Consider the following 25,416-nt stretch of genomic DNA (forward strand, 5'->3'; position numbering starts at 1 on the left):
ATTGCTTATATTGGCATTTAATTAATCTGGCACTGTTTCAGCAAAAGGAGAATAAAAGCAAGACGTAATGGAAGAAAAGAATTTGGGGGAAATCCTGATAGTAGATGATAATGAGGACTTGTTGTTTGCTGCCAAAATGCTTCTCAAGAAGCATGCAAAAGGGGTGACGATTGAAAAAGATCCAAGAAAAATCCCTTTTTTGATCAACAACTATACCTATGATGTCATCCTTCTGGACATGAATTTCACGGAGGACACGACCTCGGGAAAAGAAGGTTTTCATTGGCTTAAGCAAATCAAGGAGACTGACCCAAATGCCGTTGTGATATTGATTACAGCTTTTGGGGATGTGGAAATGGCTGTGCAGGCCCTAAAGGAAGGAGCCACAGACTTCATCCTTAAGCCTTGGCAAAACGAGAAGCTTCTGGCAACGCTTTCAGCGGCGGTGAAACTAAAAGAAAGCTATAACCAAGTAGATAAGCTCTCTAAAAAACAAAAACAACTCCAAGCAGACCTCAAAAAGCCATTTAACGATATCATTGGGCAATCCGCATCCATGAAAAATGTCTTTTCGATCATTGACAAGGTGGCCAAGACGGATGCCAACGTGTTGATCCTTGGGGAAAATGGCACAGGCAAGGAACTTATCGCGAGAGCAATACATGACAGGTCAGAGCGAAAGGATGAAATTTTTGTTACCGTTGATATGGGGGCTATTACCGAAAGCTTATTTGAAAGCGAACTCTTTGGGCACAAAAAAGGCTCTTTTACCGATGCCAAGGAAGACAGGGCGGGCCGTTTTGAGGTAGCCGACAACGGGACCCTGTTTTTGGACGAAATCGGAAATTTAAGCATGCCCTTGCAGTCCAAATTATTGACAGTGCTCCAAAGGCGGGAAGTGACCCGTATCGGCACAAATAAATCACTGCCAGTGGATATTCGGCTTATCTGTGCCACAAATATGCCGTTGCATGAGATGATTTTGGACAATTCGTTCCGGCAGGATTTGCTTTACAGGATAAATACGGTAGAAATTTTTCTTCCGCCTTTAAGGGATAGACAGGACGATATTCCCCTTTTGGCCGAACACTTTCTACAGGTGTATTCCTCCAAATACCGAAAAGCCTTTAAAGGGTTTAAGGCCAATGCACTTCAGTTGTTACAAAGATACAGTTGGCCTGGAAACATCAGGGAGTTGCAGCATGCCTTGGAAAGGGCTATAATTATGGCCGAGGGGGATGAATTGGACAGCAGGGATTTCTTTTTCCTTTCTGCAAAACCTACCAATGAAAAAATAAGTAGTGCTCCATCCTATAATTTGGATGAAGTGGAAAAAAATGTCATTCAAAAAGCTATAGACAAAAATGGTGGCAACATATCCAAAGCGGCCAAGGAACTAGGACTCACCAGGGCCTCCTTGTACCGAAGATTAGAAAAATATGGACTTTAGGGTTGGGTTGCTTGGCAGGGTGTTGGCTTTTGCCGCTACCCTGTTTATTCTAGCATACACGATATTCAACGATTCGGGAGTTTTTTCCATCTCCCTCTTCATTATTCTTGCAGTTGCCCAATTGGTTTTTCTGGTCCGGTACGCAGACAGTAGTTTCAAGAAGGTCAGACAATTTCTCAATAATATTAAGTTGAGCAATTACGCCACCGTTTACCCCGTGAAATTTGACGGGACAGAAATTGACGACCTGCATATAGAATTTAATGCTATTCTAGCCAAACTCAAGGAGGATCAACTGGAAAAGGAAGCTAACTACCATTATTTCAGGACGGTATTTCAGCATCTGAGCATAGGGCTGATTACATTTGAGGAAGATGGATCCATCCAGATTCTCAATACTGCTGCTAAAAGGATGCTCAATATTCAGCTCCTCGGCAATATTTCAGAAATCGCAAAGGTGAATAAGGAGCTGCATCATGCCATTCACCACCTGCGGACAGGAGGTAGTGAACTTATCAAAATCGCCCATCCTGATGGCATCATGCAGCTTTCTGTTTATGTGATAGAGTTGGTATTGAGGGACAGTAAATTCAAACTTGTGTCTCTGCAGAACATTCAAAGCGAACTGGAGGAAAAAGAAATGGAGGCATGGCAGAACCTGGTAAGGGTACTGACGCATGAAATCATGAACTCCATAGCCCCCATCTCTTCTTTGGCCGCTACTTTAAGGGATGACCTGGCCGGCAAGGCAAAAGGGAAAGAATCACTGAACGCCGATGAATTGGAGGATTATCAAATGGGGATTTCCACCATAGAGAAGCGCAGTGAGGGACTGATCAACTTTGTGAGTGATTTCCGGAGTTTGGCGCATATCCCTACCCCTAAATTCACCGCAATCAAAATTTCTGAACTTTTTGAGCGGCTGCAATTACTGTTTCAAAACCAGCTAGATCAGGAGCAGGTAAAAATGAACATCTCTATTCAACCTGATGACCTCTTGCTATTTGCAGATTGTTCCCTTATAGAGCAGGTGATAATCAACATCACTCAGAATGCCATTCATGCCGTAAAAGAGGTAGAGGGCAAGTGGGTGAAGCTAAGGGCTTTTATCGATGAAAACGGGAAAATCATCATTGAGGTGAGCGATAATGGTAAGGGAATAGAGGAGGAGGCTATGGGTAAAATTTTCATTCCATTTTTTACTACTAAAAAAAGAGGCTCCGGTATAGGTTTAAGTCTCTCTAAACAGATTATGCGCCGGCATAAGGGAAACATTCAAGTTAAATCCAAACTAGGCAAAGGCACCACCTTCAAGCTTATCTTTAATGCCTAGCGGAAAAGTACTCCAGGGTTAACAGTAAATTCATATTTGCAATTAAATCCGTGAAATCCATAGGAATAGGATAATAGTGTCTTCACTTTAAGTTGATATTGCGGTGCTATATTGGCACCAAATAAATCAGGTTTGGATACATACTTCAAGACTATCATTATCTCAGATGTGCACTTGGGTACCAAAGGTGCCAAAGCAAAAGAGATTGTACGCTTTCTGAAGCAGTACAGATGTGACAATTTGATCCTCAACGGGGATATCATAGACGGGTGGCAACTGAAAAAATCAGGATCCTGGAAAAGAAAGCATACCAGGGTTTTTAACCGTATGCTTAAAATGATGGATACCGACAGGACAAAGGTTTTTTATCTCAGGGGAAACCATGACGATTTTTTAGATCAAATACTCCCCTTGGAAATCGGCAACCTCTCCATTCTTAAAGACATGGTGTACGAGAGCAAGGGGAAAAGATATTTTGTGGCACATGGGGACGTCTTTGATAGCGTAACGACCCATTTTAGGTGGATAGCATATTTGGGGGATATTGGGTATACCTTTTTACTATGGTTGAACAGTCAAATCAACCATTACCGGAGAAAACGAGGGCTGCCATATTATTCCCTCTCCCAGTACATCAAGGGAAGGGTTAAAAAAGCCGTGGCATATATAGATGATTATGAAAAAGAATTGTCAAAGATGGCTAAGGCCAAAGGGTATGATGGGATTATATGTGGCCACATCCATAAAGCCGAGATGAAAACCATCGATGGAATTGATTATTTTAACTCCGGAGACTGGGTAGAGTCTTTGAGCGCCCTTGCAGAAGACTTTGAAGGAAACTGGCAGTTGATTCACTACAATGAAATAGATTTTACAAGGACCAATGACAATGCTGTCGTATCCCTGAATCAAAACTATGTGTACGCTGAAAAATAAACAGGTAGTGTCATGCGGTTTATATTCATAGTTCAAGGGGAGGGCAGGGGGCATATGACCCAAGCCATTGCCATGTACCAAATTTTGACTGCAAAGGGGCATGAGGTCACGGACATCGTAATAGGCAGTAGTGACCGGAGAAAGGTACCCCATTATGTGTCAGAACAGATAAACAGCAAGATCCATGCGCTTGCCAGTCCAAATTTTGTCACGGATGCTAAGGGAAAGTCCATTAATATCTGGAAAACTATCCTAAGAAATGCATTGAAAAGCAACAGTTTCGTGAAGAGTATGCGTCAATTAGATGCTTTGGTGCAGGCACAAAAGCCGGATGTAGTCCTTAACTTTTACGACTTTTTGGGTGGAGTTTGGCATGGTTTGCATAGACCTGCACTCAAATTTGTGGTGGTGGGACATCAGTATTTGATTGCCCATCCCGACTTCCCATTTGCCAAAAACAGTGGAATGGGCAAGTTGTTGTTGAAATTGGGCACAGCAATTACGGCTTGGGGGGCGCATGAACATATAGCCTTGTCCTTCAGGGAGCTGCCTGCGATGGAACAAAAGCCCGAAATTAAAATTTGGCCCCCAATATTGAGGGAGCAACTCACTAAGCTAAAGCCTAGTAATGGGGATTACTTTTTGGCCTATTTGGTAAACCCAGGATATGGAGAAGAGCTGCTTAGGTTTGCAGAAGCTCATCCAGATATACAAATCCAAGCCTTTTGGGATCAAAAAGGAAAACCAGACCCTTGGCAACCCATGCCCAATCTGGTTTTTTTCCAACTCAATGGAGATTTATTCCTGCAGAAGATGGCCGAATGCAGGGCACTTGTAAGCACAGCAGGTTTTGAAGCCATTTGTGAAGCTATGTACCTAGGAAAGCCAGCTTTGATGGTGCCCGTAGAAGGTCAATATGAGCAAGCTTGCAATGCCCTTGATGGGGAAATTGCAGGTGCAGGATTAGCAGGTAGTTCTTTTGATATACAGGAGCTGATAGTGTTTATGAATAAGGCTGGCACCAAAAAAAATTATGAATTCCACTTATGGTATTCAAAAAGAGACGCTTTGGTAGAAGTTTGGCTTTATGAGTTGTCCCAAGGGGTCAGTAGGGTAAAACAACTTCAGGCATAAGGGTTAATTTTGAATTTGCTGTTATCCCCCCTAGATTGTTGCATAGGAGTTAATTAAAGTGGGCGTTATGGATGGATAGGATTTTTGAAGCCTTAATTGGATTTAAGTTGACCTGAATTTTTTATACTCCCTATAAAAATTTGTCGTATAGTGGGATAAAAGCCCTAAATTCGCTTTTTGCAAATTTGGAGATTGGCTCAATGAATATAGAAAGGATTAGGCTTAAAGAGGATAGGGACAGGGAGAAGCATTGGAAAAAATGGGGACCTTACCTTACAGATCGACAGTGGGGAACGGTAAGGGAGGATTACAGCCCAGATGGTGCAGCTTGGGAAAACGTGACCCATGATGATGCCCGTAGCAAAGCCTATCGGTGGGGGGAGGAAGGAATCGGAGGTATTTCTGATTATCGGCAGCGGCTTTGTATGTCTTGGGCATTCTGGAACGGAAAGGATTCTATGATTAAGGAGCGGCTATTTGGGCTTACCGGAAACCAGGGTAACCATGGAGAAGATGTGAAGGAGCTCTACTATTATCTGGACTCCACACCTACGCACAGCTATATGAAAATGCTCTATAAATACCCTCAGGAGGCATTTCCTTATCAGGATTTGCTTGAGGAAAACATGAGAAGGAGCAAAAAAGACAGGGAGTATGAAATTATTGATACAGGGATTTTTGATGACGACGCCTACTTCGATATATTCTTGGAATACGCCAAGGAAGATGTTGAGGACATTATCGGAAAGGCTACTGTCCATAACCGAGGAAAAGAGGATGCCTCCATTTGGGTAATGCCTACGGTGTGGTTTAGAAAAACCTGGTTTACTGGGGAGGAACCCTTTATGCCTAGTATCTCAATGCTCCCTAAAAACAGGTTAAAGGCCTTTAACCCCAAATCCGGAAATTATATTTTTTCCTTTAGCGGTAAGCCGGATATACGCTTTTGTGACAATGAGACGAACAGGGAAAGGTTGTATCACATAGGTAATCAAAAGAAATACCTGAAAGATGCTATAAATGATTTTTTACTGTATGGAGACACCCACCACCTGAATCCAAATAAAACGGGAACCAAGGCCGCTGCCATTTATAAATTGGAGGTGCCTGCCGGCGGAAAAGTGGAGGTAACGTTTAGAATGCAGCATTTTGAGACCGATGACCCTATGGAGGAATCAGAAACGATCCTACAGGAAAGGCGAACGGAGGCGGATCTCTTCTATGCGGAACTCCAAGACAGGGTAAAGGATCCGGAACTTAAATTGGTACAACGGCAGGCCTATGGAGGAATGTTATGGTCCAAACAGTTCTATTATTATAACGTAGAAAGATGGCTAGAGGGAGATCCCGGAAGGTACCAACCTCCCCAGGAAAGAAAAAGGGGGAGGAATTCCAATTGGCGGCACTTGCAGAATTACGATATCATTTCCATGCCCGATAAATGGGAATACCCATGGTATGCTGCCTGGGACTTGGCTTTTCATTGTATCCCATTGGCGAGGCTGGACTCCGATTTTGCCAAGGATCAGTTGTTGCTCCTGTTGAATGACTGGTACATGCACCCCAATGGACAGATTCCTGCCTATGAGTGGAATTTCAATGATGTGAACCCACCCGTTCATGCCTACGCTGTTCAGAGGGTTTACCAGATAGACAAAAAAATGAATGATGGCGTAGGGGATCAGGAATTTCTTGAAAGGGCCCTACACAAACTCATGCTTAATTTCACCTGGTGGGTAAACCAGAAAGACGATGATGGAAAGAACATCTTCGAGGGAGGATTTTTGGGGCTGGATAATATTAGTGTGTTTGACAGGAGTCATGCGGACAAGCTTTTTGGGAAGTTGGAACAAGCAGATGCCACATCCTGGATGGCCATGTTTTGCTTAAACATGCTTAGGATATCCTTGGATCTCTGTGAGAAAAACAAGGTTTATCAACATACCGCCACCAAATTTTTAGAGCACTTTCTGTACATAGCAGGTGCCATGAACAATATCTCTGGGGAAAACATTAGCCTTTGGGATGAAGAGGATGGATTTTTCTATGATGTGTTGCACCTCGCTGGCAAGGAACCCAAGGTAATGAAGGTTAAATCCCTTGTAGGCATCACGCCTCTGTTTGCAGTGGAACCCATACGTGAGGAGTTATTTGAAAACCTCCCCGAATTCAGAAAGCGTTTGAATTTTTTCTTCAAGGAGAAACCGAAATTGGCTGCTTTGGTTTCCAACTGGATACAACCTGGCCAGGACAAGAGAAGGCTGTTTTCCTTGTTACGGGGACACAGGATGAAATGTGTATTAAATAAAATGTTGGACGAAAAGGAGTTTTTGTCCCCCTATGGCATTCGCTCCTTGTCTAAGGATCATAAAGAAAACCCATACTCCATAAAGCTGAACGGGAGTGTGTTCTCCGTAAAATATGCGCCAGGGGAGTCCGAAACCACGATGTTTGGAGGAAACTCCAATTGGAGAGGCCCAATTTGGTTCCCCATGAATTACCTCATTATTGAAAGCCTCAAGAAGTTCGATTTTTACTATGGTGGCAATTTCTCCATTGAATACCCCACTGGATCAGGTAAATTCTTGACATTGGATCTTATCGCCAGGGAACTTTCACTTCGCTGCATTAAGCTGTTTCTAAAGGATAGAAATGGCAAGCGTCCCATTTATGAAAATTACGAGAAGATGCAATCAGACCCCCATTTTCAAGATTTGATCTTATTCTATGAGTATTTTCACGGAGACAACGGAAGGGGTCTCGGAGCTAGTCACCAGACCGGTTGGACAGGTCTGGTAGCCGAAATGATCCACAAGGTCTCCAAGGAAACCGATCTCGCAGATGTTACTACCTTATTTAGAACCTAACCGTATAGAGGCCGGATGCGATGAAGTGGGCAGGGGGTGTCTCTGCGGTCCTGTGGTGGCCGCAGCCGTTATCCTGCCATGTGATTTTGCCAATGAGTGGGTAAATGACTCCAAAAAGCTCAGTAAGGCAAACAGGATTACACTGGTAGAGGAAATCAAGGAAGGATGCCTTTCCTGGGCAGTGGCGGAGGCAAGTGTGGAGGAAATTGATAAGCTTAACATTCTCAATGCCTCCTTCCTGGCCATGGAAAGGGCAGTAACTGGCCTTCAGCAGCAACCAGATCATTTGTTGATCGACGGCAATCGATTTAAATGCTCACTGGGCATCCCCTTCGACTGTGTGGTGAAGGGGGACGGGAAGTATGCAAGTATAGCCGCGGCATCCATTTTGGCCAAGGTCCATAGAGATACCCTCATGGAAAGGTACGCTGAGGAATTCCCGGGTTATGGCTGGGAAAGGAACGTGGGGTATCCCACCAGGGAGCACAGGCAGGGCATCAGGAAACTTGGGGTCACCCCTTTGCACCGAAAGAGCTTTCAGTTGCTTCCCAGGCAAATGAACTTGGATTTCTCGAAATAGGAGTTAAGCTTGCCAAAACAGAAACTTGTCCATTCCACCTATGTAGCCAATTTGGTTGTTTAAATTGGTGTTTTGCCCCAACCGATTCCTTAGTATTGCCGCCTATATACCAACAAAGGCCCGTCACAAGCAGCCCAGGTATTGAAGACTTCATCGTTCCAGGTAAGCACCATGTCTTCTTGTCCTTGACTGCTGCTGCATCCCCCAATGATTTCCTCCCCCGACTCGAACTGAAGGCTGATGTGATACCTTGTCATACTCGAATCGTAGGCGCGAGAAGGTGTGAGGGTATAAGTTCCTGTTGCTCGGATCGTCTCCTCTCCCGATTTTCTGGTTTTTTCAAAGGTCTTGTTGAACCTAAAGACCACATGCTCCTCCCAAGGAAGATCCATAGACATTAACTCTCCGTTTTGCCATGAAAAGACGCTATACTCTTTCAATACCCATTCTCCAGTCAGGTGGAAGGCAGGTTTTTGCTCATCGTTACTGCAGGAGAGGCAGCATAATAGGGCAAGGGGTAGTAGCAGTTTGTTCATGAGTAGTGTTTTGGGATAAGACGGATAGATAGGCTGATTCGTCTCAAGATAGGGATAGATTTTCAATTGTAAATAGTACAGTTGAGGATTTCAGGGAATCAATCATAAGGAGTAGCTGTTGAAATGTGGTGATAATGCGAATTATTGATGGATCGGTTCCGGAAGCTTCACTAGTTTGCGGCTGTCCAATGCGTACTATATTTAAATTATGGATATGAACTACCCCTTTTCACTACCCCACGCCATAAAAAACCCGTTTGGAGATGAATTGATTTTTGAGGCGCTTGAAAACGAAAACGGTGTAAAAAAAATGATGGTGAGAAATAGGGTGATGCCAGGGTCCGGTACGCCCTTTCATGTTCATTTTAAGCAAGATGAGGGCCTTACCGTAAGTTCGGGCACTATAGGCTATCAGATTGACGGGGAGACAGAGAAGGTAGCGAAAGAAGGAGAATCCATTGTGTTTAAAAAAGGGCAGATGCACCGATTCTGGAATGCCGGGGAGGAAGTGATGGAGTGTATCGGCTGGGTTAAACCTGCCAATTCCCTAGATTACTATCTTACAGGCATCTACAACTCCATGAATAAGACGGGAACAGCAGAAGGGGATCCTTTCGAGAGTGCCTACCTGATGAGACGTTACAAATCTGAATACGACTTCAAGGACATCCCGATAATCGTGAAAAAAGTGGTCTTTCCCCTCACGGTGGCCATAGGCAGGCTATTGGGAAAATATAAGCATTTCGAACATGCACCTACCCCTATAAAATAGTAATTCAAAGATAGTTGGACATAGCTATACAATTTCTTTGATCCTTATCTAAATGGGAATGCCTTATGGATCAATTCATTTTTAACGCTATTTTCTTATACAATCAAATTTGTGTTTTAGTAAAATTTATCGCTGCTTTTTTAGGTTTCCGGGCGTTTATGGTCGAATCTTTTGAAATAATAAAAAAAAACGTCAACTTTGGCATGAGATTTAGTAATGTTCTGTAGCACACAATGGAACAATCAAAATGATGAACGCCAATTACATTTTAACCGCATTGAAAAAGATGCTGGTTAACAGTCTTGCCCTTTTTCTACTGGTATTGGCCGTGGAAGAAGGGGAGGATGCGGTTCATTATTTTCCCCATACGGATATTGAATTTTCGGAAGTAGATTACGATTACGTGGATTTTCCTACTTCTGTAAAACGCAGCAGTCAAGAGCTGAAAACGGAACCCCATCCCCAACTCCTTTCCTTTATAATTGTTTTTGACCAAGGACTTAGGTTGGTTGCCCGCGAGACGGTAATTGACGAGAAGTTCACCCTTTTTGGCAGACAGGTCCTTGAGTATTTATTGGAGATAATCATCAGCACCAACGCCCCTTAATAATTTTTTCCCGGGCAAATGGTGCATCACTCTTTGTCTTGTTAATTCATTCCATAATTCCCTTGGGTAATAAACAACAATTTTACCTAATATATTAGTTTTATTTAATATCTAATCAAACACCATGAATCATTCATTGATGCATTCCTGCCTGTGCGCGTTGTTGCCAGTCTTGATGATGCTGACCAGTAGTTGTAGCGAGGGGTCCAGTAAGGATACCAAGGGGAGCAAGCCCTTGGAAGTCCCAGTATTTACCCTGTCTCACCAATCCATCGAAATCCCCCAGACCTATGTTTGTGATTTGCAAGCCGTTCAGTTCGTGGAGGTAAGGGCAAAGGTAGAGGGATATGTGGAAAAGATATTCGTGGATGAAGGCGAAGAGGTACAGAAGGGAGATCCACTCTTTCAGCTTTCCTCCCGGGAATATGTAGAGCTAGTGAACTCTGCAAGGGCAAGGTTGATGCAGGCCAGGGCAGAAGCCCAATCTGCCCAGCTGGATGTGGATAGGCTTAGGATTTTAGTGGAAAAGAAAATCTATGCAGATTCAGAATTGAAACTTGCCCAATCCAAAAAGGACATGGCGCAATCCTCCATCCAAGAAGCCGAATCCCTCTTGAAAAATGCTGAAATAGGTCTTTCTTATACCACCATTAGAGCTCCCTTTGATGGTATGGTGGATCGCATTCCCTACAAAACGGGAAGTTTGGTAAAGGGTGGAGACCTCCTCACGAATATCACGGATATCCATGAGATTTTTGCTTATTACAGGATTACGGAAAACGAATACCTCACTCTACGCAATAGGGAATCTGAAGTGGAGACAGATAGTTTGAAGGAGGCGCTTATTGAGGAAGAGTTAACGTTGGTTCTTTCCAATGGGGAGATATATCCCCACAAAGGCAGACTGGAAACCATGGAGGCAGACTTTGAAAGAGGTACCGGATCCATTGCCCTAAGGGTGAGATTCCCCAACCCAGAGGGGTTGATCAAGCATGGAGCCTCCGGTAAAATACTAATGACCAATAGGCTTGACAATGTTTTCCTGATCCCTCAAAAATCCACCTTCGAAATCCAAGACTACACCTACGCTTTTATGTTAGGGGAGGACAATGCAGTGAAAGTAAGGAGTTTCCAGCCTGTTAGCCGCCAGGGATTGTTTTACGTGGACACCAGCTTTCAGCAAGGAGACCGCATTATTTTGGAGGGGCTGCAATTGATTAAAGACGGTGATAGGGTTCAACCTGAGGCGATTCCCATCGAAGAAGTCTATAGAGAGTTGAACCCTTCCTAATCTGAACATTACCTAAAGCATTTGCTACCATGTTTGATATATTTATTAAAAGACCCATACTCTCAACAGTAATATCGGTCTTAATCACCCTCTTGGGGCTCTTGGCGCTACAGGACTTACCGGTCACTCAGTTTCCGGAAATTGTTCCTCCTTCGGTCACCATTACTGCCAAGTACACCGGCGCCAACGGTGAGGTGCTCACCAAAGCGGTGGCTACACCCTTGGAAAGGGCCATCAACGGCGTACCGGACATGACCTATATGACGTCGGTCAACACCAATGATGGGGTATGCCTCATCACGGTTTTTTTTAAGGTAGGGACCAATCCCGATTTAGCCGCCGTAAATGTCCAAAACCGGGTGACATCGGTATTGGATGAGCTGCCCGAGGAGGTGATCAGGGCGGGAGTTATTACCGAAAAGGAGGTTAACTCCATGTTACTGTACCTGAATTTGATGACGGAGGATACCACTCAGGACGAGAAGTTCGTCTATAATTTTGCAGACATCAACATTCTTGCTGAGCTCAGGCGAATTGATGGGGTGGGTTTTGCAGAGATAATGGGGTTCAGGGATTATGCCATGCGTATCTGGTTAAACCCAGACCGATTGGTGGCGTACAACCTTACCCCACAGGACGTGAACCTTGCCATCCGCAGATCCAACGTGGAGGCTGCTCCGGGAAAATCCGGCATCAGTTCCGACAGAGATCCACAAGCCAGGCAATATGTGCTAAAGTACACGGGAAAATTCAACCAAGTTCAGGATTATGAGGAGATTACCTTAAAAGCATTGCCCGACGGATCCCTGCTGAAACTGAAAGATGTGGCGGAGGTACAGTTTGATTCCCAGGACTATGCCATGGTGTCTACCACGGACGGCAGACCTTCTGCCTCCATCATGATCAAGCAGCGGCCCGGTTCCAATGCACGGGAAGTAATCGCGAATATAAAGTCTACCATGGCGGAGTTGCAGGAGGATACATTTCCGCCGGGAATGACCTATAACGTCTCTTATGACGTGTCCCGGTTTTTGGATGCCTCCATTGGGGAGGTTGTTAAGACCCTGCTAGAAGCTTTCTTGCTCGTATCCCTGGTAGTGTTCATTTTCCTCCAGGATTTTCGCTCTACGCTGATACCTGCCATCGCCGTTCCCGTTTCATTGATTGGTACCTTTTTCTTTATGGGTATGTTTGGGTTTTCCATCAACCTATTGACTCTTTTTGCCCTGGTGTTGGCCATTGGTATAGTGGTGGATAACGCCATAGTGGTGGTGGAGGCAGTACACGTCAAAATGCACGAACATGGGATGGGTGCCAGGGAGGCCACCTTTGCCGCCATGAAAGAAATAGGGGGTGCCATCATTGCCATTACCCTCGTGATGTCTGCGGTGTTTATTCCCGCGGGATTTTTGACAGGTCCGGTGGGCATATTCTATAGGCAGTTTTCACTGACCCTGGCCATAGCCATTGTTATTTCCGGCGTGAATGCATTGACCTTGTCCCCTGCCTTATGTAGCATGATGCTAAAGCCTCCCTCCACGACACAGCGCAAGGGTTGGCTGGGAAAATTTTTCGATGCCTTCAACAGGAAGTATGAGGCCCTGGCTTCCAGATATACAGGGATAGTCAGCAAGACGGCTGGAAGAACGTCCTTTACCTTTGGATTACTGATACTGTTTTTTGTGCTCACCTATGGAATTTCCAGCATCCTACCCACTGGTTTTATACCTAATGAGGACCAGGGGATGATTTATGTCAATGTGACCACGCCTCCGGGTGCCACTGTGGAGCGGACCCAAGATGTAATGCAGCAGTTGCAAGCCAGCCTTTTGCCCTTCGAGGAAGTGGAGACGGTTTCCACCTTGGCCGGATATAGCCTGCTTACAGAAACTGCAGGGGCTTCCTATGGGATGGGAATGGTCAATTTGAAAGGTTGGGATGAGCGGGAGGAAAGTGTGGAAACCCTTATAGCCAAATATAGGGACAGAACCAGCCACATCACAGGGGCAGAAATTCAGTTTTTTGCCCCGCCACCTGTGCCGGGCTTTGGTAACGCCTCTGGTTTTGAGCTGCGGATTCAGGACAAGACAGGAGGGCCCTTGGAGGGTATGGCTGAAACTCTGGGAGACTTTGTGGAGGCATTGAACCAGCGGGAAGAGCTAAAGGAGGTGTTCAGTGGGTTTGATCCAAGCTTTCCACAGTACCTGTTAAGGGTGGATCATGATAAAGCCGCCAAGTTGGGGATCACTATAGATGATGCGATGGAAACCTTGCAAAGTTACATTGGAAGTTTCTACAGCTCCAACTTTATCCGGTTTGGGCAGATGTACAAGGTAATGATCCAGGCTTCCCCAGAGTTCAGGACTGCTCCAGAATCACTGTTGCGGATGTACGCCAAGAATGAAAGGGGAGAATTAGTCCCCTATGCCAATTTTGTGACCATTGAGCGGGTGTATGGGCCAGAACAGATTACCCGCTACAATATGTTCACCTCCGCCATGATCAATGGGGATGCCGCGGATGGGTTCTCCAGTGGTGATGCCATTACGGCGGTAGAAGAAACGGCTGCCAGAGTCTTGCCTAGGGGCTTTGATATCGATTGGTCGGGAATTACCAGGGAGCAAATCGCTTCCGGTAACCAGGCGGTTTCCATTTTTATGGTGTGCTTGGTGTTCGTATACCTGCTTCTGGCGGCACAATACGAAAGCTACTTACTCCCCATGCCTGTCATCCTTTCCTTGCCAGCAGGGATATTTGGTGCCTTTCTCCTGCTGAAGCTCACCGGGCTGGAAAACAACATCTATGCTCAGGTGTCGCTGATCATGTTGATTGGCCTGCTTGGCAAAAATGCCATCCTAATCATAGAGATTGCCGTGCAGGCCAGGAATAAGGGCATGGGAATCTTGGAGGCTGCTATCCATGGTGCCAGGGAAAGGCTAAGGCCAATATTGATGACTTCTTTTGCCTTTATCTGTGGGTTGTTGCCCCTTACGATGGCAAGTGGGGCGGGAGCAATTGGTAACCGGACCATAGGCACAGCGGCGGCAGGGGGCATGCTTATCGGCACCCTTGTCGGCATCTTTTTGGTACCGGGACTGTACGTGGCGTTTGAAAGTCTGGCTAGCTACTTGAAAAAAGGAAGAAATAAGGAGGCAAAAAGCGATGCTTTACAGCCTGCTATGATAGAAATAGAGTCGAAATGAAGCGATTTATCCATAAACAGCGCCAACTCATGAATGTGAAGTGCTTACTACTAGTGCTTGTGTGTATTGGGATGATATGGGGGTGTAAATCCCAACAGGAACTGCCCTTGCCCAAGGAAATCCCTCTACACTATAGGATAGGGGAAGAAAATATCACCTCCGACAGCAGCTCCTTGGCGGCATTACATTGGAGTGGGTTTTTTCAGGACGAAAACCTGGCCTCCTTGATCCAAATAGGGCTGGCAAACAACCAGGATGTGCTGAAAACTACGGAAAGAGTAAGGGTGGCAAGAGCTAGAATGCAAGCTGCAAGATTGGGCAGGTTGCCTGAGTTCAATGTTGGATTAGGAGCCATGAGAAGGCGTTTCGGCCATTACACCATGGATGGGGTGGGTAACGACGACTCCAATCTTTCGCCTACAGTGCCAGAGGATAGGCTGATCCCCTCCCCCTATCAGGACTTTATGGTAGGTGTCGATTTTAGTTGGGAAGTGGATATTTGGGGCAAGCTGAACATGCAAAAGAAGCAAGCCCTGAACCGGTACCTTGCTTCCGAAGAAATGGTGAATTTCACCAGGACCCAATTGATTGCAGCGATTTCCGAGCACTACTACAGGGTGGTGGGTTTGGAAAAGGAAATACAAATCCTCCAAAAAAACATCGCACTACAGGAGGAAACCTTTGAGCTGGGGAAAAGCCTGAAAAACTCCGGGGAGGAAAGCCAGCTCTCCATTGATCAATTTGAGGGGCTGATGTTGAATTCCCTGGGATTGCTTAAGCAAAAAGACCGGGAAATCCAGAGTGCCCGCTATCAGCTTTTTCGTTTGGTGGGGAGATACCCCTTCGAATGGGAAAATTCCAGTTTGGAGGAGATGGATGAACTCCCCGAGGTACTTGCTTTAGGGGTGCCTGCGGAGCTGCTAAGGTACCGACCGGATGTGCGTGAGGCGGAAAGGGAACTACTGGCGCAGCAACTTGAGGTTGACATCGCCCATACGGCATTTTTCCCCACCGTACGGCTATACGGCATGGGCGGGTTCAATGCTTTTGAGCTGTCCAAGTTATTTATTACCCCCTTGTCAACGGTATACCAATTGGCTGGAGGTTTAACGGCGCCCATTTTTAACCGGGGCCGAATTCAGGCGGACTACGAAATGGCAAGGGCATCCCAGAAAATTGCGCTGTTGGACTATGAACAAACTGTGCAAAGCGGATTTTTGGAGGTATTGGACCTGGTAAATGGATATGAAATCATAGAGGAGCAAGTGAAGATCAAGGACCAAGAAGTACTTGTTCAGCAACGTTCTGTGGATAATGCCAGTACCATGTTCAGGTTGGGCTATGCCAATTACCTGGATCTCATCAACGCGCAGAGCCGACTGTTGGAGGCAGAGTTGGAAGTGGTGCAGTTAAAGGTGGATCAGCTTGCGAATTACGCTATCCTGTACAGGGCACTGGGTGGCGGTTGGTTATAACTTAAAATAAACACACAGATGAATCGGATTAGCATGCTTAAAGCAATTATTTCCCTGTTTGGAGCCTATGGGATCGTATTGACGGGGAGGAAAAAACACGCCCATTTTCACTATCAGCTGGGGATGGACAATATTTATGTGTACGGGTTGATCTATGAGTTGGAAAACTTGACAGGTGTGGCCATAGAAGGAGATTGGGATCAGCTCTGTACTCCTGCGGTGTTGGTGCAGTGCCTAGCGGAAAGGTATGTGCCTACGCCCTCAGGCCTCCCTGTTTCGGACGATCAGGTACCAGTCATGGTCTAGTTCCAGGTAGCCGTAGTCATAACAATACCCATACACGTTTCCCTTTTTATTGGTGTAGGTATGGGTGTTGTACCTGAACTGGAATCCCTGGTGCAGCAGTTTTTCCCTGGTGGTCTTTGCCGTGTCCTCCTGCTCCGGAAGCAGAGAGGCCAGGATGTTGCGGTTTTTTTTCAGGGCGTAGTTGATGTTTCTGATCAGGTTGTTGGTGGTTCCGTTGCGGTGGTTGTTGTAGTTGTTACGGCAGTAGTCATCACAAAATTTTTTGTCCACCCGGCCTTGCAGTCCCTTGCCGCAGTTTAGGCATTTTCGTGTTTCCATTTCCATAAAAAAACGTTTATAGTAAAAATATGGCATAATATAGGCAAAAAAAATCATTTTGCAAATGTTTTTAAACGTTTACAAACGCTTTTAGTCGGATGTAAACGAAAAATATACGGATAATTTGTGGTGCCTCCTTCAACTTTGTACCGTTCGATTTGCCGAACAGCTTTGATAACTATTTTAATAACTTAAATCTAAATCGTCATGAACGCTATCAAAAACCAAGTACAGTTGATCGGTCGCTTAGGAGCCAAAGCAGAATTCAAAACCCTAAATGGAGGCAACGCCATGGCCAGGTTCAATATGGCAATTAATGAAACCTACAAGAACGCAAAGGGGGAAAAAGTGACGGAGACCTACTGGCACAACGTGGTGGCCTTTGGGAAGACCGCCGAAATCATAGACAAGTACACGGACAAGGGTTCCGAGGTGGCCGTGAAGGGCAAGCTGGTCTCCCGTAGTTATGACGACAAAAACGGGCAGAAGAAATACATCACCGAGGTGCAAGTCAATGAGGTGTTGCTTATGAATGACAAAGCACCTGTGGCCAATTGAAGTCGCTGGGCGAATAGGTGTTGCCAATGCCTTACTTTTCTCCTATTTTTTAATTCCGACTACCATCAAGGACGTTGGGTGAGCGTCTGTTTTGAGTCCCATTTTTCCGCTTTTTGAAAAAGGCATGGTTTGTATTTTTGCCGTAAGGGAAAGCCCCGGCCGTATGGGCCCGGGGCTTCCACATTTCCTACCGTCAAGGTTCGCAAATAATGCCAAGTCTCCGAAAGTATAGGGACACAAAGCACACGAAGGGTTCACAAAGCACCACAGATTGTTTCGAATAATTGGTAACTTTCAAACCACCACACCCAGCCATCAAGGGGCGAAATCCTTTATTTGCCACCAATGCACGAATGGACACGAAAAATTCTTACTTTTTCTCAGCCCTGAAGGGGCGAAAGCAACTGGCCATACGCTTGTATTTCGTGAAAATTAGTGCATTCGTGGCCAGTTTTCTTTGCCACTAATGCACGAATGGACACGAATGTAGGAAGCTCACAAAGAAAATATAAAAACCTCTGTGCCCTTCGAGTCTCTTCGTGCCCTTCGTGACAAAATATTCGGAGGGTAGTCTCCGAAAGTATAGGGACACAAAGCACACGAAGGGTTCACAAAGCACACAAAGAAAAGTTTTAAAAAACCTCTGTGTCCTTCGAGTCTCTTCGTGCCCTTAGTGACAAAATATACGGGGGATAGTCTCCGAAAGTATAAGGACACAAAGCACACGAAGGGTTCACAAAGCACCACAGATTGTTTCGAATAATTGGTAAATTTCAAACCACCACACCCAGCCATCAAGGGGCGAAATCCTTTATTTGCCACTAATGCACGAATGGACACGAAAAATTCTTACTTTTTCTCAGCCCTGAAGGGGCGAAAGCAACTGGCCATACGCTTGTATTTCGTGAAAATTAGTGCATTCGTGGCCAGTTTTATTTGCCACTAATGCACGAATGGACACGAAAGTAGGAAGCTCACAAAGAAAATATAAAAACCTCTGTGCCCTTCGAGTCTCTTCGTGCCCTTCGTGACAAAATATTCGGAGGGTAGTCTCCGAAAGTATAAGGACACAAAGCACACGAAGGGTTCACAAAGAACCACAGATTGTTTCGAATAATTGGTAACTTTCAAACCACCACACCCAGCCATCAAGGGGCGAAATCCTTTATTTGCCACCAATGCACGAATGGACACGAAAAATTCTTACTTTTTCTCAGCCCTGAAGGGGCGAAAGCAACTGGCCATACGCTTGTATTTCGTGAAAATTAGTGCATTCGTGGCCAGTTTTCTTTGCCACTGATGCACGAATGAAGGAAGCTCACAAAGAAAATATAAAAACCTCTGTGCCCTTCGTGACAAAATATACGGGGGGAAGTCTCTGAAAGATTCAAGCCACAGAGCACACAAAGGTGGCACAAAGCACACTAAGAAAAATTATAGAAAACCTCTGTGTCCTTCGAGTCTCTTCGTGCCCTTTGTGACAAAACCCTTTCGGAGAAAACTCTTTAAAAGGTTCCAGTCAAATACATTCCCCCCGTTTACCACAGGTCGTGCACGTCTTCCTTGATGTTTTGTTCGTAGATCTTTTTCACCCCTTCCATTTGCTCCGGGCTGATGGGGGGCAGGGATGCGGCTTTTATGTTGGCATGTACCTGCTCCACCCTGGAGGCGCCGGGGATAACCGTGCCCACCTCGGGAAACATCAGGATCCAGCGCAGGGCATAGGCGGCCAAGGATTCCTCTCCCTGAAACAGCTCCTTCAAGGCATCCACTGCCTCCAGGCCCTTGTCCACCTCCACGCCCGAAAAGGTCTCCCCCTTGTCAAAAGCCTCCCCATCCCGGTTAAAGGTGCGGTGGTCCAATGGGTCGAAGGTGGTTTCCTTGGTCATCTTGCCACTGAGCAGGCCGCTGGCCAGGGGCACCCTGACGATGATCCCGCAATCCTTGGCCTTGGCCAAGGGAAAGAACTCCTCGGCGGGCTTGTGCCGGAACATGTTGAAAATGATCTGCACCGTGCATACGTTGTCGAAGTCCAGGGCCATTTTGGCCTCCTCCACCTTTTCCACACTTACCCCCATATGGGCGATCTTTCCCTCCTCCTTTAGCCGGTCGAACAGCTCAAAGATCTCTGGGCGCTGATATACCTCCGTGGGTGGGCAGTGCAACTGGATCAGATCCAGGCGTTCTATGCCGATGTTTTTCAGGCTGGCCTCCACATAGTTGCGGAGCACCTGGGGTTGGTAGCCCGCGTTTACGTGGGGGTTGATCTGCCTTCCGCACTTGCTGGCCACATAGATGGGTTCGCTGCGCTCCTTGAGCGCCTTGCCCAGCGCCGCCTCGCTAAGGCCCGCGTCGTAGACGTCAGCAGTATCGATGAAATTTACCCCGGCGTCAAAGGCGCCGTGGAGGATATTATGGGCGGCTTTGTGGTTAAAGAGGCCGCCCCAGCCACCGCCCACCTGCCAGGTGCCCAGGGCGATTTCCGTCACTTCCAAATCGGTTTTTCCTAGTCTTCGTTTGTTCATGGTTTGGGTTGCGTTGAGATAAAAAGATGCGTACGTGAAAATAGGGCAATAAGATGATGTTTCAAATTGAGAAATATCCGTACCTTTAAAACTACAAAAATCTATTCAGAACCTATTGATTTAGCCATGAACCACAGAAGAAAATTCATGGCCGTGCTCAGCAGTTTGGGTTTGGCCACACTTTTACCTTTCAATGTTCACTCTAAAAAACCAAAAGACAGTATGATAGTACACCAAGTGTTTTTCTGGCTGCAAGAGCCCGAGAAGGACCTCAAGGCCGTAATGGAGGGCTGCAAGAAGATCGCCAGTGTTTCCAGTGTCAAGGACTATATGGTGGGCGTTCCGGCCAAGACCGAGAAGCGTGACGTGATCGATCACAGTTACCATATCGCCCTCACCGTCCATTTTGAGGACCTCAAGGCCCACGATGAGTACCAAGAGCACCCCGACCACCTCAAGTTCATCGCCGACCACTCCCAAAAATGGGCCAAGGTGCAGGTATATGACTTTGAGGTATAAGAAGTTTAGGCAGTCCTTGGGAGGTTGAATTCCTATGCTTTAGTTAACCTACATGGACGACCTATTTACGAGTTTATAAAAACCAAGAGGTTCAGTGGCACTTTGCGTGGGGTTGTCATTGGGGCTCTTGGTTTTTTTTGGGGGGGTGAGGTTAATGCAAGAGCACAAGATAAAATTTCATTTAAGTGGTCGGGAGATCGATCTTAATAAAGTTCCGAGTACATTAAGTGTGAGAAGAAAGATGACTTTGCTAGTACCATAAAGTCTCGTCTTACCTGCACTCAGTCGTTTTCTTTTTAGAAAAAGAGAAAGGAGTTCAAGAAAATGCTCCTTTTCCAATCGCAAACAAAATAACGCGTTATGATAGATTTTAATGAAGTCTATATTTATTCTGAACAGCCAACAACATGTCCACGGTGTTCAGGTAGGACAGAAATTATTTCGGATTTCTCGCACATAAAGGATGTAATCCAAATCCACAAATGCCTAAACCCAAGTTGTAGAGAAGAATTTGTTATTCAGGATGATAATGAATTTGAGAACACTTTCAAAAATGAAAAAGGGCCAAAGACTGTGGAATAGAGAAGAATTAATTTTGGCAATAAACTTATATTGCAAGCTGCCATTTGGAAAACTTCATAGGGGAAATCCTGAAGTCATTCACCTTGCTTCTCTGTTAAATAGAACCCCCAATTCTTTGGCTTACAAATTGGTTAATTTTGCAAGTCTTGACCCAAGCATACAAGCCAGGGGGATCAAAGGAGCAGTTAACGCAAGCAAACTGGACAAAGAGATCTGGGAGGAATTTTATCTGAATTGGGAAGATGCCGCATTCGATAATATTCCCGAAACCCCAAGAGCAAAAAGAGCAGCTAAAATGGGAAGTTTTTTGGCTGTAGTTGACTTTATGCGGCCAGATGGTGAACAAGCAGAATATCAGTTATTGGCAAATTTTTCAGAGAATAAATACATTTCTGAGGCTATGGAAAAAACATTATGAGCTATTACCCACAACTAAGGCAATTCTTAGATCAAGCTAAGACTGAAAACCTAAAAACCAAACACTTTGAATCAGGATATCGTGAAACCGAGGTTAAAGTGAGTTTTGGACAAGGTAATTCAGCACGTATCCCATGGATTTCATTTTTAAAGAAACCCAATACTACTAGTAATGGGATTTATCCAGTCTACCTGTACTACAAAGACTATGATTTATTAATTTTAGCATATGGAGTAAGCGAAACTAAAAAGCCAAATTTTGATTGGCCTGTTAAGGGTAAAACCACTATTAAGGAATATTTTGAAGATAAATTGTCGCATAAACCAGATAGATATGGAGCTTCATATATTTTCAAAGTTTATGATGTCAAGAGCTTGCCTTCAAAAGAAATTCTAAATCGAGATTTAAATGATATCATCAATCAATATATTATGTTAGTCGATAGTACTGTTCCTGAAATTTCGGCTAAAACTCAAACCAAATTCAATTTTAATTTTTTCGTTTCTGTATTAACTGAAGCGGGTTTGATTTATAAAAAGATACTGATAGCAAGATTCACCGCCTCCCTCCTCACCAAACCCTTTGTTATTCTCACTGGCCTTTCCGGTTCCGGGAAAACCAAGCTTGCACAGGCTTTTGTGCAATGGATTTGCCAGGATGAAGGCCAATATCGGATTATTCCGGTGGGAGCAGATTGGACCAATAGGGAACCGTTGCTGGGTTATCCTAATGCGCTGAAGCCAGAAGAATATGTCAAACCCGATAATGGCGTACTGGATTTGATCATTCAAGCAAATAAGCATCCAGACTTGCCACATTTTCTGATACTGGATGAAATGAACCTGAGCCATGTGGAGCGGTATTTTGCGGATTTTTTAAGTGTGATGGAGTCAAAGGTAGAAATACCGCTCTTTTCTGAGGGAACGGTGGACAATGGAGTGCCGGCAAAACTGCATATACCTCCCAATCTATTTATAATCGGCACAGTAAACATTGACGAAACCACGAATATGTTCAGTCCAAAGGTACTGGACAGGGCCAATACTATTGAGTTTCGTGTGGAACATGATGAAATGAAGAGCTTCCTTGGCAATATCAAGGAAATTAACATGAAAGTATTAAATGGAAATGGAGCAGGTATGGCAGAAAGCTTTTTAGAAATGGCAGCCAGTAAATCGTTTGCTACGAAAGACATTGATGCCATCAATAAAGCACTGGTTCTATTCTTTGGAGAATTGAAGAAAACAGGTGCGGAATTTGGCTATCGCAGTGCTACGGAAATACTCAGATTGATTCATCAATTGAGTGTGTTGGATGAAAACCTTTCCACGGATGAGAAAATAGACATTGCCATCATGCAAAAATTGCTGCCCAAATTACACGGTTCCCGCAGAAAACTCTGTCCAGTTCTCGAAACACTTGGAAAATTCTGTCTTTCGGAAAAAGGAGAAGTAAACATCATTAAGGATGTTTTTGAAAAAGAAGCATTCGCATTTAAAGACGAAAAGTATTCCCTGTCGTTGGAGAAAATAGCCCGTATGTACAGGGGAGCGGTTGACAACGGGTTTGCAAGTTTTGCAGAAGCCTAACCTATGAAATCATTACCGGCTATAGAAATTGCGCTCGATGCTGTAGAGAAAGGATTGCGTCTGTGGATTGATTGCCGTAGACCGGACAGCTTATTTGATGCAGGGGAAAATGCGGCAGAAAATAACGAAGCAAGGTTTCAGTTGGTAGAAGGTTGTTTTTATGATTATCAGGTCAGCAATCCGGATTACATCCTTTCTGACCCATTTGATAACATTGTTCAACCGCATAAACGTACTCCTAATCTGGGCACTATCTCCCCCAATATTTATGTGGGCACTCTGGAAATACCTCTGATAGAAAAGTCCTCCGGGGTAAGGAAGGCTGACATCCAATTGGAGGTACAATCAATTAAATCCGGCTATCGGGACGATTATCGCGATATGCTGGAGTTGATTACAGAGAAATGCACGGATTTATTGCTACAGGCTAGTTCCCCCGTTTCTCATCGTTTTGAGATTGATTATAATCAGGACAGTCAGACACTTTACCAACGGTTTGCCTTTATCAAATCGGTCATTGGCACCGATGAATTTGCAGAGGCGGTTCATAGGGTGGTAACTATGCCAGTAACAAAGTGGTCAGAAACGACGGAAAGCAGGGATATCCGAAGTGTCCGTAGGTTTTCAAATGCCAACATTAAGGAAATTCTTAAAGGTGGAAACCGAACGAAATTACCGGATAACCACTATCTGAAATCCTTTGGTGTCGAGACACTTCCAGAGAGGATTACTTCAGTTCGCAAAATAGATTCCGTGGACACGCCGGAAAATCGTTTTGTGAAACATGCCCTTGAGACCTTTCTGAAGTTCTGTACGGACATCAATAAGATTGCGGTGGATAAGGGGCATAGAAAGTTGCAAAATGAGTCTGACCTGCTTATTCATGAACTGGAAGGCCAGCTTCATCACACCATTTTCAACGACATTTCCAGACCAATCACTTTAAAACTGAATAGCCCTGTGCTTCAACGAAAGGAAGGCTATCGTGAGGTTTTAAGAGTATGGTTGATGTTTGATCTTGCCGCTAAGTTGATCTGGAAGGGCGGCGACGATGTGTATGGAGCTGGCAAAAAGGACATAGCTATCTTGTACGAATACTGGCTATTTTTCAAGCTACTTAATTTGTTTAAGGAAATATTTGCCATAGCACCTGAGGATATTTCTAATTTGATCCAACCTACCGATGATGGGCTAAACCTGCAACTCAAACAAGGGAAGTCGACTCCCCTACAGGGTGTTTATGATTCCGGAAACAGGAAACTTACTATCAGGTTTAACTATAACCGCTCTTTCTCCGGAAAAAAAACTTATCCTGCGGCTGGTAGCTGGACCACCACCTTACGTCCTGACTATACCCTTTCCATTTGGCCTTTTGGAATTGAGGAACAAGAGGCAGAAAACCAGGAGCTGATAGTTCATGTGCACTTTGATGCCAAATATAAAGTAGCCAATCTATTGGATTACCTGAATCAACATTCCGAGGATGAACTCAATGAAGTGAAGACAGAGAACCGCAAGGGCATTTACAAAAATGCTGATTTGCTGAAGATGCATGCCTACAAGGATGCCATCAGAAGAACGGGTGGAGCTTATGTGTTATATCCAGGCACTGAGCCCGTTAAAAGACACGGCTTTCATGAGATTATTCCGGGTCTTGGCGCATTTCCGGTACGTCCCTCAAAAACCGATAGCGGTATTGGGGAACTAAAAGGCTTTATTCTTGAGATCCTTAACCACTTCATCGACCGGGCCACACAACGAGAAAAAATAGCTTTCAGGCATTATGATATCTACAAGAATCCACCGGATAGTAAAAATAAAGTCGAAGACCTCTTGCCAGAAGCTTATAACCAAAATAGGAACTTACTTCCTGACGAGACCTTTGTGTTAATTGGGTTTTACAGCTCTCCGGAACACTATGAATGGATCACAAAAAACAAGCTCTACAATTTAAGGATGGGTGTAGGGACAGGTTCCCTTGTCTTAGATCAAGCCACCGTAAGTTCAACCTATTTGCTCCTGCATACCAGCGGCGACACTGCTTCGGGTGAGCTGTGGAAAATCGTAGGTAAGGGACCGAGGGTCTATGCAAAAGAGGATATGGAAAGAAAAAAATACCCCAAGCCCGCTTCTAAAATGCAGGAAAATTACCTTGTCATAGAAATAGCACCAGTACTGGACCCAGAGTTCAGGAATGCGAAATGGGACTTTAGAAAACTGAATAACTATTCATCCGGCCGGGCCTCCGCATTTCCGTTTACGGCCACCTTGGGAGAGTTGATGAGGTGTAAACTAAAATAGTGCTTCGGATACCCTCAGCACAGGGGCTATGGTCGAGTTATACTGAATTGAAAACGGCATTTGGGGTCATAAAAAACTAATAAAGAATGTGAAACTTTTCAGCCTCAAATTCAACC

The 25,416-nt window shown here is 45.0% G+C and carries 20 protein-coding genes; 17 read left to right on the top strand and 3 right to left on the bottom strand.

The genetic code is table 11. The annotated features are described in order from the left end of the window. The first annotated feature begins 67 nt into the window (after positions 1-67). The 6 genes from DB520_RS07175 to DB520_RS07200 all read left to right on the top strand — a co-directional run bounded on the left by DB520_RS07175 (position 68) and on the right by DB520_RS07200 (position 8,300). Complete coding sequence (locus DB520_RS07175; protein ID WP_114749014.1) at positions 68-1,450, top strand: sigma-54-dependent transcriptional regulator; 1,383 nt, start codon at positions 68-70, stop codon at positions 1,448-1,450. Continuing rightward, entirely contained in the window at positions 1,440-2,783 is a 1,344-nt protein-coding gene (locus DB520_RS07180) for a sensor histidine kinase (RefSeq protein WP_114749015.1), read from the top strand. Before DB520_RS07175 ends, DB520_RS07180 begins: the two co-directional genes overlap by 11 nt. A gap of 132 nt (positions 2,784-2,915) precedes the next feature. Next, positions 2,916-3,719 (top strand): UDP-2,3-diacylglucosamine diphosphatase, encoded by an 804-nt coding sequence (locus DB520_RS07185; protein ID WP_114749410.1) that lies wholly within the window; start codon positions 2,916-2,918, stop codon positions 3,717-3,719. 12 nt (positions 3,720-3,731) lie between these two features. Next, positions 3,732-4,853, top strand: a complete 1,122-nt coding sequence (locus tag DB520_RS07190; RefSeq protein WP_114749016.1) for a glycosyltransferase family protein — start codon at positions 3,732-3,734, stop codon at positions 4,851-4,853. A 200-nt stretch (positions 4,854-5,053) separates the two neighbouring features. Next, positions 5,054-7,720, top strand: coding sequence for an MGH1-like glycoside hydrolase domain-containing protein (locus DB520_RS07195; protein ID WP_114749017.1), 2,667 nt, complete (start codon positions 5,054-5,056; stop codon positions 7,718-7,720). Further along, positions 7,695-8,300 carry a ribonuclease HII gene (locus tag DB520_RS07200; RefSeq protein WP_114749018.1) on the top strand — a complete coding sequence of 202 codons (606 nt, stop codon included), beginning with the start codon at positions 7,695-7,697 and terminating at the stop codon, positions 8,298-8,300. Before DB520_RS07195 ends, DB520_RS07200 begins: the two co-directional genes overlap by 26 nt. An 89-nt stretch (positions 8,301-8,389) precedes the next feature. Here DB520_RS07200 and DB520_RS07205 read toward each other — a convergent pair whose 3' ends face one another. Beyond that, the gene (locus DB520_RS07205) at positions 8,390-8,836 is read right to left on the bottom strand and encodes a hypothetical protein (RefSeq protein WP_157971968.1); all 447 of its coding nucleotides are present in this window, start codon (positions 8,834-8,836) and stop codon (positions 8,390-8,392) included. Positions 8,837-9,044: 208 nt separating this feature from the next. Between DB520_RS07205 and DB520_RS07210 the strand changes: the two genes are divergently transcribed. The 6 genes from DB520_RS07210 (at position 9,045) to DB520_RS07235 (ending at position 16,490) form a co-directional block, all read left to right on the top strand. Further along, entirely contained in the window at positions 9,045-9,608 is a 564-nt protein-coding gene (locus DB520_RS07210) for a cupin domain-containing protein (protein ID WP_198675262.1), read from the top strand. A gap of 286 nt (positions 9,609-9,894) precedes the next feature. Continuing rightward, positions 9,895-10,215, top strand: a complete 321-nt coding sequence (locus tag DB520_RS07215; RefSeq protein ID WP_157971969.1) for a hypothetical protein — start codon at positions 9,895-9,897, stop codon at positions 10,213-10,215. A gap of 124 nt (positions 10,216-10,339) precedes the next feature. Next, the gene (locus DB520_RS07220) at positions 10,340-11,506 is read left to right on the top strand and encodes an efflux RND transporter periplasmic adaptor subunit (protein WP_232834877.1); all 1,167 of its coding nucleotides are present in this window, start codon (positions 10,340-10,342) and stop codon (positions 11,504-11,506) included. 29 nt (positions 11,507-11,535) lie between these two features. Next, positions 11,536-14,709, top strand: a complete 3,174-nt coding sequence (locus DB520_RS07225) for an efflux RND transporter permease subunit (RefSeq protein ID WP_114749021.1) — start codon at positions 11,536-11,538, stop codon at positions 14,707-14,709. Then, entirely contained in the window at positions 14,706-16,184 is a 1,479-nt protein-coding gene (locus tag DB520_RS07230; protein ID WP_232834878.1) for an efflux transporter outer membrane subunit, read from the top strand. Before DB520_RS07225 ends, DB520_RS07230 begins: the two co-directional genes overlap by 4 nt. A gap of 33 nt (positions 16,185-16,217) precedes the next feature. Next, positions 16,218-16,490: an acyl carrier protein gene (locus DB520_RS07235; RefSeq protein WP_114749022.1), complete on the top strand. Its 273-nt coding sequence runs from the start codon at positions 16,218-16,220 to the stop codon at positions 16,488-16,490. Here DB520_RS07235 and DB520_RS07240 read toward each other — a convergent pair. Then, a complete protein-coding gene (locus DB520_RS07240; protein WP_198675263.1) occupies positions 16,446-16,814 on the bottom strand; it encodes a hypothetical protein in 369 nt (122 codons plus the stop codon). The genes DB520_RS07235 and DB520_RS07240 overlap by 45 nt on opposite strands. Positions 16,815-17,015: 201 nt before the next feature. Here DB520_RS07240 and DB520_RS07245 point away from each other — a divergent pair, with 201 nt between their 5' ends. Continuing rightward, complete coding sequence (locus DB520_RS07245) at positions 17,016-17,366, top strand: single-stranded DNA-binding protein (protein ID WP_114749023.1); 351 nt, start codon at positions 17,016-17,018, stop codon at positions 17,364-17,366. Between the two features lie 1,538 nt (positions 17,367-18,904). Here DB520_RS07245 and DB520_RS07250 read toward each other — a convergent pair. Next, the gene (locus DB520_RS07250; protein WP_114749024.1) at positions 18,905-19,891 is read right to left on the bottom strand and encodes an aldo/keto reductase; all 987 of its coding nucleotides are present in this window, start codon (positions 19,889-19,891) and stop codon (positions 18,905-18,907) included. Positions 19,892-20,017: 126 nt separating this feature from the next. On the opposite strand from DB520_RS07250, the gene DB520_RS07255 reads away from it, so the two are divergent. The 4 genes from DB520_RS07255 to DB520_RS07270 all read left to right on the top strand — a co-directional run bounded on the left by DB520_RS07255 (position 20,018) and on the right by DB520_RS07270 (position 25,300). Next, the gene (locus tag DB520_RS07255) at positions 20,018-20,410 is read left to right on the top strand and encodes a Dabb family protein (RefSeq protein ID WP_232834879.1); all 393 of its coding nucleotides are present in this window, start codon (positions 20,018-20,020) and stop codon (positions 20,408-20,410) included. A 553-nt stretch (positions 20,411-20,963) separates the two neighbouring features. Beyond that, positions 20,964-21,410 carry a hypothetical protein gene (locus DB520_RS26980; protein WP_198675264.1) on the top strand — a complete coding sequence of 149 codons (447 nt, stop codon included), beginning with the start codon at positions 20,964-20,966 and terminating at the stop codon, positions 21,408-21,410. Further along, positions 21,407-22,999, top strand: a complete 1,593-nt coding sequence (locus DB520_RS07265) for an McrB family protein (protein WP_114749025.1) — start codon at positions 21,407-21,409, stop codon at positions 22,997-22,999. The genes DB520_RS26980 and DB520_RS07265 overlap by 4 nt, the downstream gene beginning before the upstream one ends. A gap of 3 nt (positions 23,000-23,002) precedes the next feature. Beyond that, positions 23,003-25,300, top strand: coding sequence for a DUF2357 domain-containing protein (locus tag DB520_RS07270; protein WP_114749026.1), 2,298 nt, complete (start codon positions 23,003-23,005; stop codon positions 25,298-25,300). The last annotated feature ends 116 nt before the right edge of the window (positions 25,301-25,416 follow it).

The organism is Pleomorphovibrio marinus (genome assembly GCF_003347495.1).
Taxonomy (GTDB): Bacteria; Bacteroidota; Bacteroidia; order Cytophagales; family Cyclobacteriaceae; genus Pleomorphovibrio; species Pleomorphovibrio marinus.